This is a genomic window from Paraburkholderia flagellata, assembly GCF_021390645.1.
In the GTDB taxonomy this organism is placed as follows: Bacteria; Pseudomonadota; Gammaproteobacteria; order Burkholderiales; family Burkholderiaceae; genus Paraburkholderia; species Paraburkholderia flagellata.
In genome coordinates, this window is record NZ_JAJEJT010000001.1 from 2,925,705 (window position 1) to 2,940,409 (window position 14,705).

Below are 14,705 nucleotides of genomic sequence, written 5' to 3' on the forward strand. Positions count from 1 at the left end.
TATGGCCACTCCGCAATTCCATTCGCTGCGCATCCGCGAAGTGCGGCCCGAAACCGCGGACGCGGTCTCTGTCGCTTTCGAAGTCCCGCCCGAGCTGCGCGACGCGTATCGCTTCACCCAAGGGCAGTTCGTCACGCTCAAGACCCACATCGACGGCGAAGAAACGCGCCGTTCGTACTCGATCTGCGTGGGCGTGACCGACTACGACCGCGACGGCGAGTTGCGCATCGGCATCAAGCGCGTGCGCGGCGGGCGTTTCTCGAACTTCGCGTTCGATCAGCTCGCGCCGGGCCACGAAATCGACGTGATGACGCCCGATGGCCGCTTCTTCACGCACCTGAACGCCGAGCATGGCAAGCATTACGTGGCGTTCTCGGGCGGTTCGGGCATCACGCCCGTGCTCGCGATCATCAAGACGACGCTCGAAACCGAGCCGCGCAGCGCGTTCACGCTCGTGTACGGCAACCGCAGCGTCGACGCGATCATGTTCGCCGAGGAGCTGGAGGACCTGAAGAACCGCTTCATGAGCCGCTTCAGCCTCTATCACGTGCTCTCGGACGACCTGCAGGACGTCGAACTCTTCAACGGCGTGCTCGACCAGGCCAAGTGCGCAGCGTTCCTCGAAACGCTGCTGCCGGCCGACGAGATCGACGAAGCGTTCATCTGCGGCCCCGGCCCGATGATGGACGCCGCCGAGGCCGCGTTCAAGGACGCAGGCGTGCCGCCGCAGAAGGTGCATGTGGAGCGCTTCGGCTCGCCGCTGCCGCAGGCGGGCGTGCCGGACGTCGAGATCACCGAAAGCACGCCGGCAGCCGACCTCGAAATCGTCATCGACGGCAAGAAGCGCAAGATGCGCCTGCCGTACGAGGGCGTGAGCCTGCTCGACGTCGGCCTGAAGGCAGGTCTGGCGCTGCCTTACGCGTGCAAGGGCGGCGTTTGCTGCACCTGCCGCGCCAAGGTGCTCGAAGGCGAGGTGAAGATGGACAAGAACTACACGCTCGAGGAGCAGGAGGTGAAGGACGGTTTCGTGCTCACCTGCCAGTGCCATCCGGTGAGCGAGCGTGTGGTCGTGAGTTTCGACGAACGTTAAGGCGTTAGAGCAACAGCACGCTTTCGGCCTGCAGGCGATCCGCTTACACTAGGGGCCGCCCGCGGGTGTTGCAGCGCAGCGCTGCAACACCCGCGGGCGGCCCCTTTTGTTATTTGCGTGCTTTCAGGCTTACGGGCGTTCATCGTGAACGCAACGAGTTGACGATGACCACGATTCACCTCATTTACGGCGAGCCGGCCGCGGCTGCGCTGCGTCAGGCTCTCGAAGCGGCAGACCGTCCGGACCGCGTGGTCGCCCTGCGCGACGACTTGACGGTAGGTCCGTTGCGAGACATCGACGTAGCAGGCGACCCCGGCGTGGCGCTACGCGCCGCCTTCTGGGAGCGTCTTGGCGACGTGCCGCCAGCCCTTGCCTACGACGACTGCGCGGCGCTGACTGCCCTCGAAGCCGACGACTCCCACGTGGTGATCTGGCACACGCACGACGCCGCCCACCAACTCGCGCTGCGGCGTGTCTGCTACCGCTTGCGCGATGTCCCGCAGCGTTTGAACGAAGTGCGCCTCACCATCGATGAAATTTCGGGCCCGAACGCCGCCACCCGCATCGAGGCGCGCTTGTCCGAGGCCGCACCGATCTCGGTGCTGCGCATCACGCGCCTCGCGCTGGAGTGGCAGGAAGCCAAGTTCGCCAACGGCGAGACGCGCCGCTGGCGCGACAACACCTTTACGAGCGGCACGTGGAGCGACCTCGACGCGATGATCCTCGACGTGCTCGACGCCCATGAGGACCGTCCGGCGGGCGCATCGTGGCTCGCCAGCGACGTGCTCGGCGCCGAGCTCACGCGGAGCGGCGCCGGCTTCACGGTTGGCGAGCCGGTTGTTCTGTGGCGCCTGCGCGAACTGTGCGCGGCAGAAGAATTGCGCCTGCGCGACGATATGTGCGCGGCCTGCGCCCCGCTTGCCGCGGCCGCGCGCGCCGCCCGTCCTCCGCTTCCGCAAACCGCCGCGCACCTTTCCCTTCCCCGCTGAATTCCCATGGCACGCACCCGAGCGCCCGACCACGAAACCCAACGCGACCAGATCCTCGAACTCGCTGCCGCCAAATTCGCGCAGACGAGCTACCCGAGCACCTCGATGTCTGACCTCGCCGCGGCCAGCGGCACCTCGAAGGCTCGGCTTTATCACTATTACGAGAGCAAGGAAGCGATCCTTTTCGATCTGCTCGATCGCTACACCAAGCGGCTCATGCTGATCATCGCGGAGGTGGAAGGCGCGAGCCAGCGGCGTGGTCACGACGAGCGCGAGTGCTTCGCCGAGTTGATTCGCGCGTTCCTCGCGGAATACGAAACCTCGCACAGCCGCCACGTGGCGCTCCTGAACGACGTCAAATATCTCGTGGACGCCCAGCGCGAAATCATCCTGAACCGCCAGCGCGACGTGGTCGCCGCCTTTACGCGCCAACTCGCACGCGCGTACCCCGGCCAGGTCACGAGCGAAAACCAGACCGCGCTGACGATGATGGTGTTCGGCATGATCAACTGGACATTCACATGGCTCAAGCCGGGTGGCCGCATGGCCTATCGCGACTTCGCCGAGCAGGTGATCGCCATGGTCGATCACGGGCTGAAGGCCGCCTGAACGGTGCCCGAGCGGCGCCGGCGCGGTCGAAATTTTCGGGCCAGATTGTTGCGATGCGACATGATGCACCATGACAACAGTTGACACGTCAAACGACCCGAAAATTTAGTCGTTAATAATCAATTACTTGTGTCTATATCATTATTAATTAGGCGCAACACTCAAATTTACACTCCGGGTTTTCCCTAGAGGGCACCCAGGGTTTCCGCTAGAATGCGTTTTGCGCTGCATCATGCGGCATGCATTTTAAGGAGAACCCACTATGACCCCGCTTTCGACCCAAGCCAACGTGCCGATCATTGCGTCCGCTCGTCCGCTGACATCCGGTCATGCGCCCGTCATGGTGCGAGTGCTCACCTCGGCAGACCGCGAACGCCTGCTCGCGCACTTTCTCACGCTCGATAGCGATGACCGCCTGCTGCGCTTCGGCCAGGCCGCTCCGGACCACGTGATCGAAAAGTACGTGCGCTCGATGGACTTCACGCGCGACACCGTGTTCGGCGTGTTCGACCACCAGTTGCAACTCGTCGGCGCCGGTCATCTGGCCTACTTGCCGGCGGACGGCAACGGCCGTACGGCTGAGTTCGGCGTGTCCGTGCTGGAAAGCGCGCGCGGCCAGGGCATCGGCTCGAAGCTGTTCGAGCGCGCCGCCATCCGCAGCCGGAACACGCACGTCACCACGCTTTACATGCACTGCCTGTCGCGCAACTCGACGATGATGCACATCGCCAAGAAGTCGGGCATGAAGATCGAGTACGCCTATGGTGAAGCCGACGCGTATCTCTCGCTCGAACCGGCCGACCAGAGCAGCATCATCGCCGAAATGCTCCAGGAGCAAGCCGCCGTGTTCGACTACGCGCTCAAGCGCCAGGCGCGCCAGGCCAGCAAGCTGATGGAAACGATCCTGCCGCAAGCTGTCGCGGCATGACTCCTGCCCTTCGGGACAGACTGATGCACTGAAAAAAGCGGCTTTGGCCGCTTTTTTTGCGTCTGCCGCACGGCGCCGCGTAGTCAGCGCGTAGTTACGCGCAGTTAGCGAATTGGCAACGCCGTCGTTTCCTTGAACGTATCGAGTGAGAAACTGGACTTCACGTCGATCACCGACGGATGGTGCAGCAGTTGATCCTGCACGAAGCGCGAGAAGTGCGCCATATCCTCCACCTGCACGCGCAGGAGGAAATCCATGTCGCCTGTCATGGCGTGGCAGGCCACCACCTCGGGCCAAGTCTGCACCGCTGCACGAAATAGCTCGGCGTGCGTCACGCCCTCGCGCCCTGCCGCCGTGGGCCCACGCTTTTCCAGCCGCACGTTCACGTATGCAAGCAGATCGAGTCCCAGCTTCTGCGCATCGAGCAGCGCCACGTAGCTGCGAATTACGCCGCTTTCTTCCAGCCGCCGGATGCGCCGCAAGCATGGGCTCGGCGAGAGATTCACGCGCTCAGCGATCTCCTGGTTCGAGAGGCGGCCATTCTCCTGAAGGATCGCCAGAATGCGCCTGTCGATTGCGTCTAATTCGATGCTTGCCATTTTCTGCCTTCTGATGACCTATCCAAGGCAGTTTATAGCGCAAATCGTTGGCAACGCGACCTAACTCGCAAGTTTTCGCCCAATACGGCGGACTACACTTAGTCCACGAAATCTGATCTACATCAGCCAGGAGACAACCATGCTGGTCCCCAACTGGGAGAACCCCGTCGGCACCGACGGCTTCGAGTTCATCGAATACACCGCGCCGGACCCCAAGGCGCTCGGCAAACTGTTCGAACGCATGGGCTTCACCGCCATCGCGCGCCATCGCCACAAGGACGTGACGCTATACCGCCAGGGCGACATCAACTTCATCGTCAACGGCGAACCCGATTCGTTCGCTCAGCGCTTTGCGCGTCTGCACGGTCCGTCGATCTGCGCGATCGCTTTCCGGGTGCAGGACGCCGCCAAGGCCTACAAGCACGCACTCGAACTCGGCGCGTGGGGCTTCGACAACAAGACGGGCCCGATGGAGTTGAACATTCCGGCGATCAAGGGCATCGGCGACTCGCTGATCTATTTCGTCGACCGCTGGCGCGGCAAGAATGGCGCGGCGCCCGGCAGCATTGGCGACATCAGCATCTATGACGTCGACTTCGAGCCGATTGAGGGCGCCGATCAGAACCCGGTTGGCCACGGCCTCACGTATATCGACCACCTCACGCACAACGTCCATCGCGGCCGCATGGCCGAATGGGCCGAGTTCTACGAGCGCCTCTTCAACTTCCGCGAAATCCGTTACTTCGACATCGAAGGCAAGGTTACGGGCGTGAAGTCGAAGGCGATGACCTCGCCGTGCGGCAAGATCCGCATTCCGATCAACGAGGAAGGCGGCGAGACGGCCGGCCAGATTCAGGAATATCTCGACGCCTATCACGGCGAAGGCATCCAGCACATCGCGCTCGGCACGAACGACATCTACCGCACCGTGGATGGCCTGCGCACCTCGAACATCGCGCTGCTCGACACGATCGACACGTACTACGAACTCGTGAACCGCCGCATTCCCGGCCACACCGAGCCGCTGGAAGAACTGAGGAAGCGCAAGATCCTGATCGACGGCATGCCCGAAGACCTGCTGCTGCAGATCTTCACGGAGAACCAGATCGGCCCGATCTTCTTCGAGATCATCCAGCGCAAGGGCAACCAGGGCTTCGGCGAGGGCAACTTCAAGGCGCTGTTCGAATCGATCGAACTCGACCAGATCCGCCGTGGCGTGGTTCAGGACAAGGCCTGACGGCATCACAAGCTAATGCCAAACAAAAAGGGCGAAGATCACGCGATCTTCGCCCTTTTTGACTTTTGAATCCGCCGCCGCACACCCGGCGACGCATTCAGGTGAATGGAATGCTGCGCGGATCAGCGCGGCATCAGGATTTGCGTTCGGCCTTCGCGGCCGGCATGGCGTTCGTATCAGCCTTCATGCTCAGCGTGTACTGGGCGCATCGGGTCGTCGCACTCTCGCCGCTCTTCGTGCTGGCGTTCGAATGCAGCGGCGCGCTCATGGCAAAGAACGCGGCCGAGACCGTCAGGAAGGTCTGGATATGTCGATTATTCATGCTGTACTCCTTTTTTAGACTGCCTTTCGCAGTAGTGCCCCTTTTAATAACTGTTAAAGCCAGGGAAGCTGCGCGGTTCGCACAGGTGAGGGAGTTAGACAGGATATTCAAGACCGGTTCCCAGGTAGTGCAAGTTTTACACGTTGTTACTCCTCAGAGGAATTCGACACATCCCTTATTACACATCGGTTTCAGGCCGCTTGCGCGTCACGGCGCCACGGGTCCGAAAGATGCAGCGCAGTGCGGCGCAGCGCTCCGGGCCTCGAAGCGGCGGGTTTATCCGAGTGCTACTATCGAAAGAAAGAAGCCACTATGGCGACCCCGGCCAACGCATTCACAAGATGCCGAGGCCCTGAAGTTCTGGCGATCCCACAACGGATTGGTTGGATGGAGGAAGACACATAATGAATGCCCCGCTAGACGCAGGTCAGCGCGCTTCGCTCGAAGCCGCACTCGCTTCCGTCACGCTCGACGATAAATACACCCTCGAACGCGGCCGCGCGTACATGAGCGGTATCCAGGCGCTGGTCCGCCTGCCGATGCTGCAGCAAGAGCGCGACAAGGCCACCGGTCTCAATACCGCGGGGTTCATCTCAGGCTATCGTGGTTCGCCGCTCGGCGGTCTCGATCAGTCCCTCTGGAAGGCGAAGCAACATCTCGCCGCGCATCAAATCGTATTTCAGCCCGGTGTGAACGAAGACCTCGCTGCCACCGCCGTTTGGGGCTCGCAGCAGGTGAACCTCTATCCGTCCGCGAAATACGACGGCGTGTTTTCGATGTGGTACGGCAAGGGCCCGGGCGTCGACCGCAGCAGCGACGTATTCAAGCACGGCAACTCGGCGGGTTCCTCGCCTCACGGCGGCGTCCTGGTGCTCGCTGGCGACGACCACGCGGCGAAATCGTCCACGCTCGCGCACCAGTCGGAGCACATCTTCAAGGCGTGCGGCCTGCCGGTGCTGTTCCCCTCGAATGTGCAGGAATATCTCGATTTCGGCCTGCACGGCTGGGCGATGAGCCGCTATTCGGGGCTCTGGGTCGCGATGAAATGCGTGACCGACGTGGTCGAATCGTCGGCGTCGGTCGAGATCGACCCGCATCGCACGAACATCATCCTGCCCGAAGACTTCGCAATGCCCGATGGCGGCCTGAACATCCGCTGGCCCGATCCGCCGCTCGTGCAGGAAGCGCGTCTGCTCGACTACAAGTGGTACGCAGGTCTCGCCTACGTGCGCGCCAACAAGCTCGACCGCATCGAGATCGATTCGCCGCATGCGCGCTTTGGCATCATGACGGGCGGCAAGGCGTATCTCGACGTGCGCCAGGCGCTCACCGACCTGGGCCTCGACGACGAAACCTGCTCGCGCATCGGCATCCGGCTTTACAAGGTGGGCTGCGTGTGGCCGCTCGAAGCGCAGGGCGCGCACGCTTTCGCGCGCGGCCTCGCAGAGATTCTCGTGGTCGAGGAAAAGCGTCAAATTCTCGAATACGCGATCAAGGAAGAGTTGTACAACTGGCCCGATGCGCAGCGTCCGCGCGTGTACGGCAAGTTCGACGAGAAGGATGGCGCCGGCGGCGAATGGTCGGTGCCGATGGGCAACTGGCTCCTGCCCGCGCACTACGAGCTTTCGCCGGCGATCATCGCGAAAGCCATCGCCACGCGGCTCGAGAAATTCGAATTGCCCTCCGACGTGCGCGCGCGCATCGCGGTGCGCATGACCGTGATCGAGGCGAAGGAAAAGGCGCTCGCGAGACCGCGTGTGCAAGTCGAGCGCAAACCGTGGTTCTGTTCCGGTTGCCCGCACAACACATCGACGAACGTGCCCGAGGGCTCGCGCGCCATGGCCGGCATCGGCTGCCACTACATGACCGTGTGGATGGACCGCAACACGAGCACCTTTAGCCAGATGGGAGGCGAAGGCGTCGCGTGGGTCGGCCAGGCGCCGTTCACGAACGACAAGCACGTGTTCGCCAACCTTGGCGACGGCACCTACTTCCACTCAGGGCTGCTCGCCATCCGCGCGGCGATTGCGTCGAAGGCGAACATCACGTACAAGATTCTCTACAACGACGCGGTGGCGATGACGGGCGGACAGCCTGTCGACGGCACGCTCACCGTGCCGCAGATCACGCATCAGGTCGCCGCCGAAGGCGCGGCGAAGATCGCGATCGTCACCGACGAACCCGAGAAGTACGAAGGCGAACCTGCCACGAAGCTCGCGCCGGGCGTAACGATTCACCACCGCGACCAGCTCGACGCGATCCAGCGCGAGTTGCGCGAGATTCCCGGCACGACGATCCTGATTTACGACCAGACCTGCGCCACCGAAAAACGCCGCCGCCGCAAGCGCGGCACGTATCCGGACCCGGCAAAGCGTGTGGTCATCAACGAGGCCGTGTGCGAAGGCTGCGGCGACTGCTCGGTGCAATCGAACTGCCTGAGCGTCGAGCCGCTCGACACCGAGTACGGCACGAAGCGCCAGATCAACCAGTCCACCTGCAACAAGGACTTCTCGTGTCTGAAGGGTTTCTGCCCGAGCTTCGTGACGGTGGAAGGCGGCCAGTTGCGCAAGCCGAAGACGAGCAGCGTGGCGAACGAGGCGATGCCGGGCGTGCCGACGCCTGACGTGCCTGCGATCGAGCGTCCCTACGGCGTGCTCGTGACGGGTGTGGGCGGCACTGGCGTGGTGACGATCGGTGCACTGCTCGGCATGGCCGCGCACCTCGAAGCCAAAGGCGTGACGGTGCTCGACGTGACCGGCCTCGCGCAAAAGGGCGGCGCGGTGATGAGCCATGTGCAGATCGCCAACCGGCCCGACGACATCCACGCCACGCGCATCGCCATGGGCGAGGCGAACCTCGTGATCGGCTGCGACGCCATCGTGACGGCGGGCGACGACTGCGTTTCGCGCATGCAGGAAGGCATGACGCACGTCGTGCTCAACAGCGCGCCCACGCCGACCGCCGAGTTCATCAAGAATCCGCAGTGGCAGTTCCCGGGCGCCAACACGGAAGCTGATGTACGCGCCGCAGCGGGCACGGACAACGTCGCGACCGTCGATGCGAACCGCTACGCGCTCGCGCTGCTCGGCGACGCGATCTACACGAACCCGTTCGTGCTCGGTTACGCATGGCAGAAGGGTTGGCTGCCGCTCACGCACGAGTCGCTCGTGCGCGCGATCGAGTTGAACGCGGTGCAGGTCGAGAAGAATCTCGCGGCGTTCGAATGGGGCCGGCGCGTGGCGCACGATCGCGCGGCGGTGGATCAGCTTGTGAAGAAGCCGCTCAACGATCAAAGCGCTGAAGCCTCCGGTGCGAAAATCGTCTCGCTGCACACACCCAAGGCGCTCGACACGCTCATCGAAAAGCGCGCACAGTATCTCGCCGCGTACCAGAACGAAGCGTACGCGCGGCGCTATCGCGCATTCGTCGAAAGCGTGCGCCAGGCCGAAGCGAAGCTCGAGCACCTGGACGGGCAGTCGCCGCTCACCGAAGCCGTGGCGAAGAACCTGCACAAGCTGATGGCGTACAAGGACGAGTACGAAGTCGCGCGCCTCTATGCGGACCCGGCGTTCATCGAGAAGATCAAGGCGAGCTTCGAAGGCGACTGGAAGGTGAACTTCCATCTCGCGCCGCCCTCGTTCGCGAAGCACGACGACAAAGGCCAGCTCGTAAAGAAGCAGTACGGCCCGCGCATGCTCACGGCCATGCGCATGCTCGCAAAGCTCAAGTTCCTGCGCGGCACGGCGCTCGACCCGTTCGGCCGCACGGAGGAACGCCGCCACGAACGCGCATTGATCGGCGACTACGAGACGCTGATGCGCGAGGTGATCGGCGGATTGAGCGAGGCGAATCTGCCGCTCGCGGTGGAACTCGCGAATCTGCCCGATGCTATTCGCGGTTACGGCCACGTCAAGGAGAACAACCTCAAGGCCGCGCGCGCGAAGTGGGGCACGCTGCTTGCGAAGTGGCGCTCGCCGGAAAACGGCGCGGCGCGGCACGCGGCTTGATGCTTTCTTGAAGCCGTAAAAACCAAGGGCGCTCCGAGCGGTAAGTTCACAGCACGGAGCGCCCTTTTCACATCAGGCGATTGTCGGAAGCGCGCTTACTTCGCCGCCGCCTTCGCTACATTCGCGTTAGCCGAAGCCACCGCCGTCATGTTGATGATGCGTCGCACCGTCGCCGCCGGCGTGAGGATGTGCACCGGCTTCGAAGCGCCCAGCAGGAATGGGCCCACCGTCACGCCTTCGCCGCCAATCACCTTCAGCAGGTTGTACGCGATGTTGGCCGCTTCCACGTTCGGCATGATCAGCAGGTTCGCTTCGCCCGTGAGCGTCGTGCCCGGGAACGCCTGCTTGCGGATCAGCTCGGAGAGCGCCGCGTCGCCATGCATTTCGCCGTCCACTTCGAGCTGCGGATCGCGCGCGGCGATCAGCTCACGCGCTGCCTGCATGCGCTGCGACGTCGACGAACGCACGCTGCCGAAGTTCGAGCTCGACAGCAGCGCCACCTTCGGCGTGATGCCGAACTTCTCGATTTCGCGCGAGGCGAGGATCGTCATGTCGGCAAGCTGCTCGGCGCTCGGCACTTCGTTCACGTAGGTGTCGCTGATGAAGATGTTGCGGCCCGGCAGCATCAGCAGGTTCATCGCCGCGTAGTTCTGGGCTTCCTTGGCCTTGCCGAACACCTGGTCGACGAACTTGAGGTGATAGTCGAAGCTGTTGAGCAGGCCGCAGATCATGCCGTCGGCGTCGCCCAGATGCACGAGGATCGCGCCGATCAGCGTGTTGAACTTGCGCACCGAAGCCTTTGCCACGTCGGGCGTGATGCCCTGGCGCGCGCCGAGTTCGTGGTACGCCTGCCAGCTCTTCTGGAAGCGCGGATCGTCTTCCGGATCGACGATCTCGAAGTCCGTACCCGGACGCAGCTTCGAGCCCATCTTCTTCAGGCGCATTTCCACGACCGACGGGCGGCCTACGATGATTGGCCTGGCGATCTTCTCGTTGAGCACGAACTGCGCAGCGCGCAGCACGCGCTCGTCTTCGCCCTCGGCGAACACGATGCGCGCGCAGTTGGCCTTCGCCGCCGCGAACACGGGGCGCATCACCATGCCCGAACGGTAGACCGTCGCGCCAAGCTGCTCGCGGTAGGCGTCCATGTCCTGGATCGGACGCGTGGCCACGCCCGAATCCATCGCGGCTTGCGCCACGGCCGGTGCGATCTTGATGATGAGGCGCGGGTCGAACGGCTTCGGAATCAGGTATTCCGGGCCGAATTCGAGCGTGTGGCCTTCATAGGCCTTCGCCACTTCGTCACCCTGATCGGTTTCCTCGGCGAGTTCCGCGATCGCGCGCACGCACGCGAGCTTCATCTCTTCCGTGATGGTCGTCGCGCCCACGTCCAGCGCGCCGCGGAAGATGAACGGGAAGCACAGCACGTTGTTGACCTGGTTCGGATAGTCCGAACGGCCGGTGGCGATGATCGCGTCCGGGCGCACCTTTTTCGCTTCTTCCGGGCGGATTTCCGGCTCCGGGTTCGCGAGTGCGAGGATCAGCGGCTTGTCGCCCATCTCCTTGACCATCTCGGGCTTGAGCACGCCCGCGCTCGAACAGCCGAGGAACACATCTGCGGCCTTGATCGCGTCGCCGAGCGTGCGCGCTTCGGTGTTGGCCGCATAGCGCGCCTTCGACGGATCGAGATTGCCGCGGCCCTCGTAGATCACGCCCTTCGAGTCGGTGACGAGGATGTTGTCTTTCTTCAGACCCAGCTTCACGAGTAGGTCCAGACACGCAATCGCCGCCGCGCCCGCGCCCGAGCACACGAGCTTCACGCTGCCGAGATCCTTGCCCACAACCTTCAGGCCATTGAGGATCGCAGCGGACGCGATGATGGCCGTGCCGTGTTGGTCGTCGTGGAAAACGGGAATCTTCATGCGCTCGCGCAGCTTCTGCTCGATGTAGAAGCACTCGGGCGCCTTGATGTCTTCGAGATTGATGCCGCCGAGCGTCGGCTCGAGCATCGCGATGGCGTCGACCAGCTTGTCCGGGTCCAGTTCGTCGAGTTCGATGTCGAACACGTCGATGCCTGCGAACTTCTTGAAGAGGCAGCCCTTGCCTTCCATCACCGGCTTGGCCGCGAGCGGGCCGATGTTGCCGAGGCCGAGCACGGCCGTGCCGTTCGTCACGACGCCAACGAGGTTCGCGCGCGAGGTGTATTTCTGCGCATCGAGCGGGTCGGCGTGAATCGCCTCACAAGCGGCCGCAACGCCGGGCGAGTAAGCGAGCGAAAGATCGAGCTGGTTTGAAAGCGGTTTGGTCGGCGTGACCGAGATCTTGCCGGGCTTCGGATTCTGGTGATACGCAAGCGCGCTTTGCTTCAGTTGTTCATCCATTTTCAGGCCTGCCAAGACGTGAGAGACGTGAGAGAGAGAATCTTTTATGGTCGTAGGCCCGCCGGTTCGCGCGGCACGAGCGTTCCAGCAGGGGCGATTAGTGTACACCTGGCGCCGTTCGCGTCCACGTGGGTCAAAGACTGATACCGGGAATTCGCAGGAGCGATCAAGCGGGCGCGCGCAGCGCGCTTTCGTCTGACCGATGCGCCGTGCTTATTCGAGCGCAGCGCCCCGTCGTTCGGGAATCAGGAAGAGGGTCGCGAGGATATCGAGCACGTAGATAGCGGCGAGCATGCCGAGCGCCACCGTGAAGGAATAGCGCGCGGCCAGTGCGCCCACGGCGAGCGGCCCGAAGCCGCCCACGGCACGGCCGATGTTGAACAGCACGTTCTGCGCGGTGGCGCGCGCGGCGGTCGGATACAGCTCGGAAATGAGCGCGCCATAGCCGCCGATCATGCCGTTGACGAATACGCCCATCGCCGCGCCGCCAATCAGAAGCGCAAACGGCGTGGAAAGCTGCGCGTAGACGAACACCATGACCACGGCGCCGGCTTGATAGAACAGGAAGGCGGGCCGGCGGCCGAAGCGGTCGGCCGCGATGCCGAAAAGCCAGATGCCGAGCGCCATGCCGGCAACCGTCGCGGCAGTCCAGAGCCCCGACTTGGTGAGCGAATAGCCGAACGACTTCGAAAGGTAGGCGGGCAGCCAGATCATCAGCCCGTAGTAGCCGAAGTTTTGCACCGAGCACAGCACCGCGACGCCCAGGCTCGCACGCGCGGTGCGCGCATCGGCCACGAGCATGCGCAGCGCGCGCGGGCGCTCCGCCTTGGCCGCCACGGCCACGCGCTGCGCATGCGCGACGAAAAGCTCGGGCTCCTCCACGCGGCGCCGCACCACGAACGAAACGACCGCCGGCAGCAGCCCGATGGCGAACATACCGCGCCAGCCGATCAGCGGGAGCAGCAGCGGCGTGAGCAGCGCCGCGGCCAGCACGCCCAGTTGCCAGCCGAGCCCGACATACGACGACGCTCGCGCGCGCAGCTGCGCGGGCCAGGCCTCTGCAACGAGCGCCATGCCAATGCCGAATTCGCCGCCCAGTCCGATGCCCGCAATCGTCCGGTAGACGAGCAAGTCGCCGTAGCCGCGCGCTAGCGCGCACATACCGGTGAAGACGGCGAACAGCAGGATGGTCCACGTGAGCACGCGCACGCGCCCGTAGCGGTCGCTCAAAAGCCCGAAGACGATGCCGCCCACCACCGCGCCGACGAGCGTCCACGTAACGAGCGCGCCCGCCTGCGCGCCGGAGAGATGCAAATCGGCGCTGATCGCGGGCAGCATGAAGCCGAGCATCAGCAGATCGAAGCCGTCCATGGCGTAGCCAAGCACCGAAGCGACGAGCGCACGCAGGGCGTGGGCGCGCGGGGTGGTGGCGGAGGCGGGCGGAGAAACGGCGGTCATGTGGGCAATCCTGAGAAACGCGCGCTGACGGGGAACGCAAACCGGCGTGAGTGTAAAGGCGTGGCCGGGCCGTCACAACCGCGCTGCAAACCCGCGCATACAGCCGCGCCACCGCTGTTCGCGCCCCATATAGCCGGCGCCGGTTGCCGTTGCGACTCGTCGGCAATCGTCAAGTCGGGTAAAATACCGGCCTACGCGCGCACGTGAAGCCGTCCGGACCGGGCGAATCGTCCTGACCGATGTTGTCAGACGATCGACGCCCCCGGGCCGCGCACCGCAGGCGCCGAAGCCACGCTTCGAGCCCGCCGTGCCAGCGCCACCGGGCCCCGCGCCCACCCTCCTCCCGCTCTCATATCCAAGGATTCGCCCATGACAGGCTACGATCGCCAGACGATCTCGGACGCAACCGCGAAAATGCTGCTCGAAGTGAAGGCCGTGCACTTCAACGCCGAAAAGCCCTTCATCTTCACTTCCGGCTGGGCGAGCCCGGTCTATATCGACTGCCGCAAGCTGATCTCGTATCCGCGTGTGCGCCGCGGCCTGATGGAAATGGCTGAAGCCACCATCCTGCGCGATGTCGGCTACGAGCAGATCGACGCCGTGGCCGGCGGCGAAACCGCGGGCATCCCGTTCGCGGCATGGCTCTCCGACCGCCTGATGGTGCCCATGCAGTACGTGCGCAAGAAGCCGAAGGGTTTCGGCCGCAACGCGCAGATCGAGGGTCTGCTCACCGAAGGCCAGCGCGTGCTGCTCGTCGAAGACCTGACCACCGACAGCCGCAGCAAGATCAACTTCATCAACGCGCTGCGCACGGCCGGCGCGCAGGTGAACCACTGCTTCGTGCTGTTCCACTACAACATCTTCAAGGAAAGCGTCTCGGTCCTGAAGGACATCGACGTCGACCTGCACGCCCTCGCAACGTGGTGGGACGTGCTGCGCGTCGCCAAGGAATCGGGCTACTTCGAAACGAAGACGCTCGACGAAGTCGAGAAATTCCTGCACGCGCCGGCTGAGTGGTCGGCTGCGCACGGTGGCGCAACGTCGGCACCGCAGTAAGCGCACAAGCCGTACAAGCGCATAGCAAA

11 protein-coding genes are annotated in these 14,705 nt (G+C 63.8%); 7 read left to right on the top strand and 4 right to left on the bottom strand.

Features of this window, described 5'->3' with window-relative positions; translation table 11 throughout:
- Nucleotide 1: 1 nt before the first annotated feature.
- The 4 genes from paaE (at nucleotide 2) to L0U83_RS13210 (ending at nucleotide 3,616) form a co-directional block, all read left to right on the top strand.
- A complete protein-coding gene (gene paaE, locus L0U83_RS13195; protein WP_233883192.1) occupies nucleotides 2–1,090 on the top strand; it encodes a 1,2-phenylacetyl-CoA epoxidase subunit PaaE in 1,089 nt (362 codons plus the stop codon).
- Nucleotides 1,091–1,254: 164 nt separating this feature from the next.
- Complete coding sequence (locus tag L0U83_RS13200) at nucleotides 1,255–2,079, top strand: DUF1835 domain-containing protein (RefSeq protein ID WP_233883193.1); 825 nt, start codon at nucleotides 1,255–1,257, stop codon at nucleotides 2,077–2,079.
- A 6-nt stretch (nucleotides 2,080–2,085) separates the two neighbouring features.
- The gene (locus L0U83_RS13205) at nucleotides 2,086–2,688 is read left to right on the top strand and encodes a TetR/AcrR family transcriptional regulator (RefSeq protein ID WP_233883194.1); all 603 of its coding nucleotides are present in this window, start codon (nucleotides 2,086–2,088) and stop codon (nucleotides 2,686–2,688) included.
- 262 nt (nucleotides 2,689–2,950) lie between these two features.
- The gene (locus tag L0U83_RS13210; protein WP_233883195.1) at nucleotides 2,951–3,616 is read left to right on the top strand and encodes a GNAT family N-acetyltransferase; all 666 of its coding nucleotides are present in this window, start codon (nucleotides 2,951–2,953) and stop codon (nucleotides 3,614–3,616) included.
- A gap of 104 nt (nucleotides 3,617–3,720) precedes the next feature.
- Here the strand turns inward: L0U83_RS13210 and L0U83_RS13215 are convergent, their stop codons facing one another.
- Nucleotides 3,721–4,215 carry an Lrp/AsnC family transcriptional regulator gene (locus tag L0U83_RS13215; RefSeq protein ID WP_028203439.1) on the bottom strand — a complete coding sequence of 165 codons (495 nt, stop codon included), beginning with the start codon at nucleotides 4,213–4,215 and terminating at the stop codon, nucleotides 3,721–3,723.
- A gap of 139 nt (nucleotides 4,216–4,354) precedes the next feature.
- Here L0U83_RS13215 and hppD point away from each other — a divergent pair, with 139 nt between their 5' ends.
- Entirely contained in the window at nucleotides 4,355–5,452 is a 1,098-nt protein-coding gene (hppD, locus tag L0U83_RS13220) for a 4-hydroxyphenylpyruvate dioxygenase (RefSeq protein ID WP_233883196.1), read from the top strand.
- 133 nt (nucleotides 5,453–5,585) lie between these two features.
- Here the strand turns inward: hppD and L0U83_RS13225 are convergent, their stop codons facing one another.
- Entirely contained in the window at nucleotides 5,586–5,774 is a 189-nt protein-coding gene (locus L0U83_RS13225; RefSeq protein WP_133183457.1) for a hypothetical protein, read from the bottom strand.
- 404 nt (nucleotides 5,775–6,178) lie between these two features.
- On the opposite strand from L0U83_RS13225, the gene L0U83_RS13230 reads away from it, so the two are divergent.
- Nucleotides 6,179–9,781: an indolepyruvate ferredoxin oxidoreductase family protein gene (locus L0U83_RS13230; protein ID WP_233883198.1), complete on the top strand. Its 3,603-nt coding sequence runs from the start codon at nucleotides 6,179–6,181 to the stop codon at nucleotides 9,779–9,781.
- Between the two features lie 95 nt (nucleotides 9,782–9,876).
- Here the strand turns inward: L0U83_RS13230 and L0U83_RS13235 are convergent, their stop codons facing one another.
- Together L0U83_RS13235 and L0U83_RS13240 are read right to left on the bottom strand one after the other, a co-directional pair.
- Nucleotides 9,877–12,162 (bottom strand): NADP-dependent malic enzyme, encoded by a 2,286-nt coding sequence (locus L0U83_RS13235; RefSeq protein WP_233883200.1) that lies wholly within the window; start codon nucleotides 12,160–12,162, stop codon nucleotides 9,877–9,879.
- A 213-nt stretch (nucleotides 12,163–12,375) separates the two neighbouring features.
- Nucleotides 12,376–13,620, bottom strand: a complete 1,245-nt coding sequence (locus L0U83_RS13240; RefSeq protein ID WP_233883202.1) for an MFS transporter — start codon at nucleotides 13,618–13,620, stop codon at nucleotides 12,376–12,378.
- Between the two features lie 369 nt (nucleotides 13,621–13,989).
- Here L0U83_RS13240 and L0U83_RS13245 point away from each other — a divergent pair, with 369 nt between their 5' ends.
- Nucleotides 13,990–14,676 (top strand): orotate phosphoribosyltransferase, encoded by a 687-nt coding sequence (locus L0U83_RS13245; protein ID WP_028203433.1) that lies wholly within the window; start codon nucleotides 13,990–13,992, stop codon nucleotides 14,674–14,676.
- The last annotated feature ends 29 nt before the right edge of the window (nucleotides 14,677–14,705 follow it).

What these genes read in the sequence shown, in the direction of transcription:
- L0U83_RS13215 (WP_028203439.1), bottom strand. Translation starts at nt 4,215, where the DNA reads ATGGCAAGCATCGAATTAGACGCAATCGACAGGCGCATTCTGGCGATC.
- L0U83_RS13235 (WP_233883200.1), bottom strand. Translation starts at nt 12,162, where the DNA reads ATGGATGAACAACTGAAGCAAAGCGCGCTTGCGTATCACCAGAATCCG.
- hppD (WP_233883196.1), top strand. Translation starts at nt 4,355, where the DNA reads ATGCTGGTCCCCAACTGGGAGAACCCCGTCGGCACCGACGGCTTCGAG.
- L0U83_RS13200 (WP_233883193.1), top strand. Translation starts at nt 1,255, where the DNA reads ATGACCACGATTCACCTCATTTACGGCGAGCCGGCCGCGGCTGCGCTG.
- L0U83_RS13205 (WP_233883194.1), top strand. Translation starts at nt 2,086, where the DNA reads ATGGCACGCACCCGAGCGCCCGACCACGAAACCCAACGCGACCAGATC.
- L0U83_RS13240 (WP_233883202.1), bottom strand. Translation starts at nt 13,620, where the DNA reads ATGACCGCCGTTTCTCCGCCCGCCTCCGCCACCACCCCGCGCGCCCAC.
- L0U83_RS13225 (WP_133183457.1), bottom strand. Translation starts at nt 5,774, where the DNA reads ATGAATAATCGACATATCCAGACCTTCCTGACGGTCTCGGCCGCGTTC.
- paaE (WP_233883192.1), top strand. Translation starts at nt 2, where the DNA reads ATGGCCACTCCGCAATTCCATTCGCTGCGCATCCGCGAAGTGCGGCCC.
- L0U83_RS13210 (WP_233883195.1), top strand. Translation starts at nt 2,951, where the DNA reads ATGACCCCGCTTTCGACCCAAGCCAACGTGCCGATCATTGCGTCCGCT.
- L0U83_RS13230 (WP_233883198.1), top strand. Translation starts at nt 6,179, where the DNA reads ATGAATGCCCCGCTAGACGCAGGTCAGCGCGCTTCGCTCGAAGCCGCA.
- L0U83_RS13245 (WP_028203433.1), top strand. Translation starts at nt 13,990, where the DNA reads ATGACAGGCTACGATCGCCAGACGATCTCGGACGCAACCGCGAAAATG.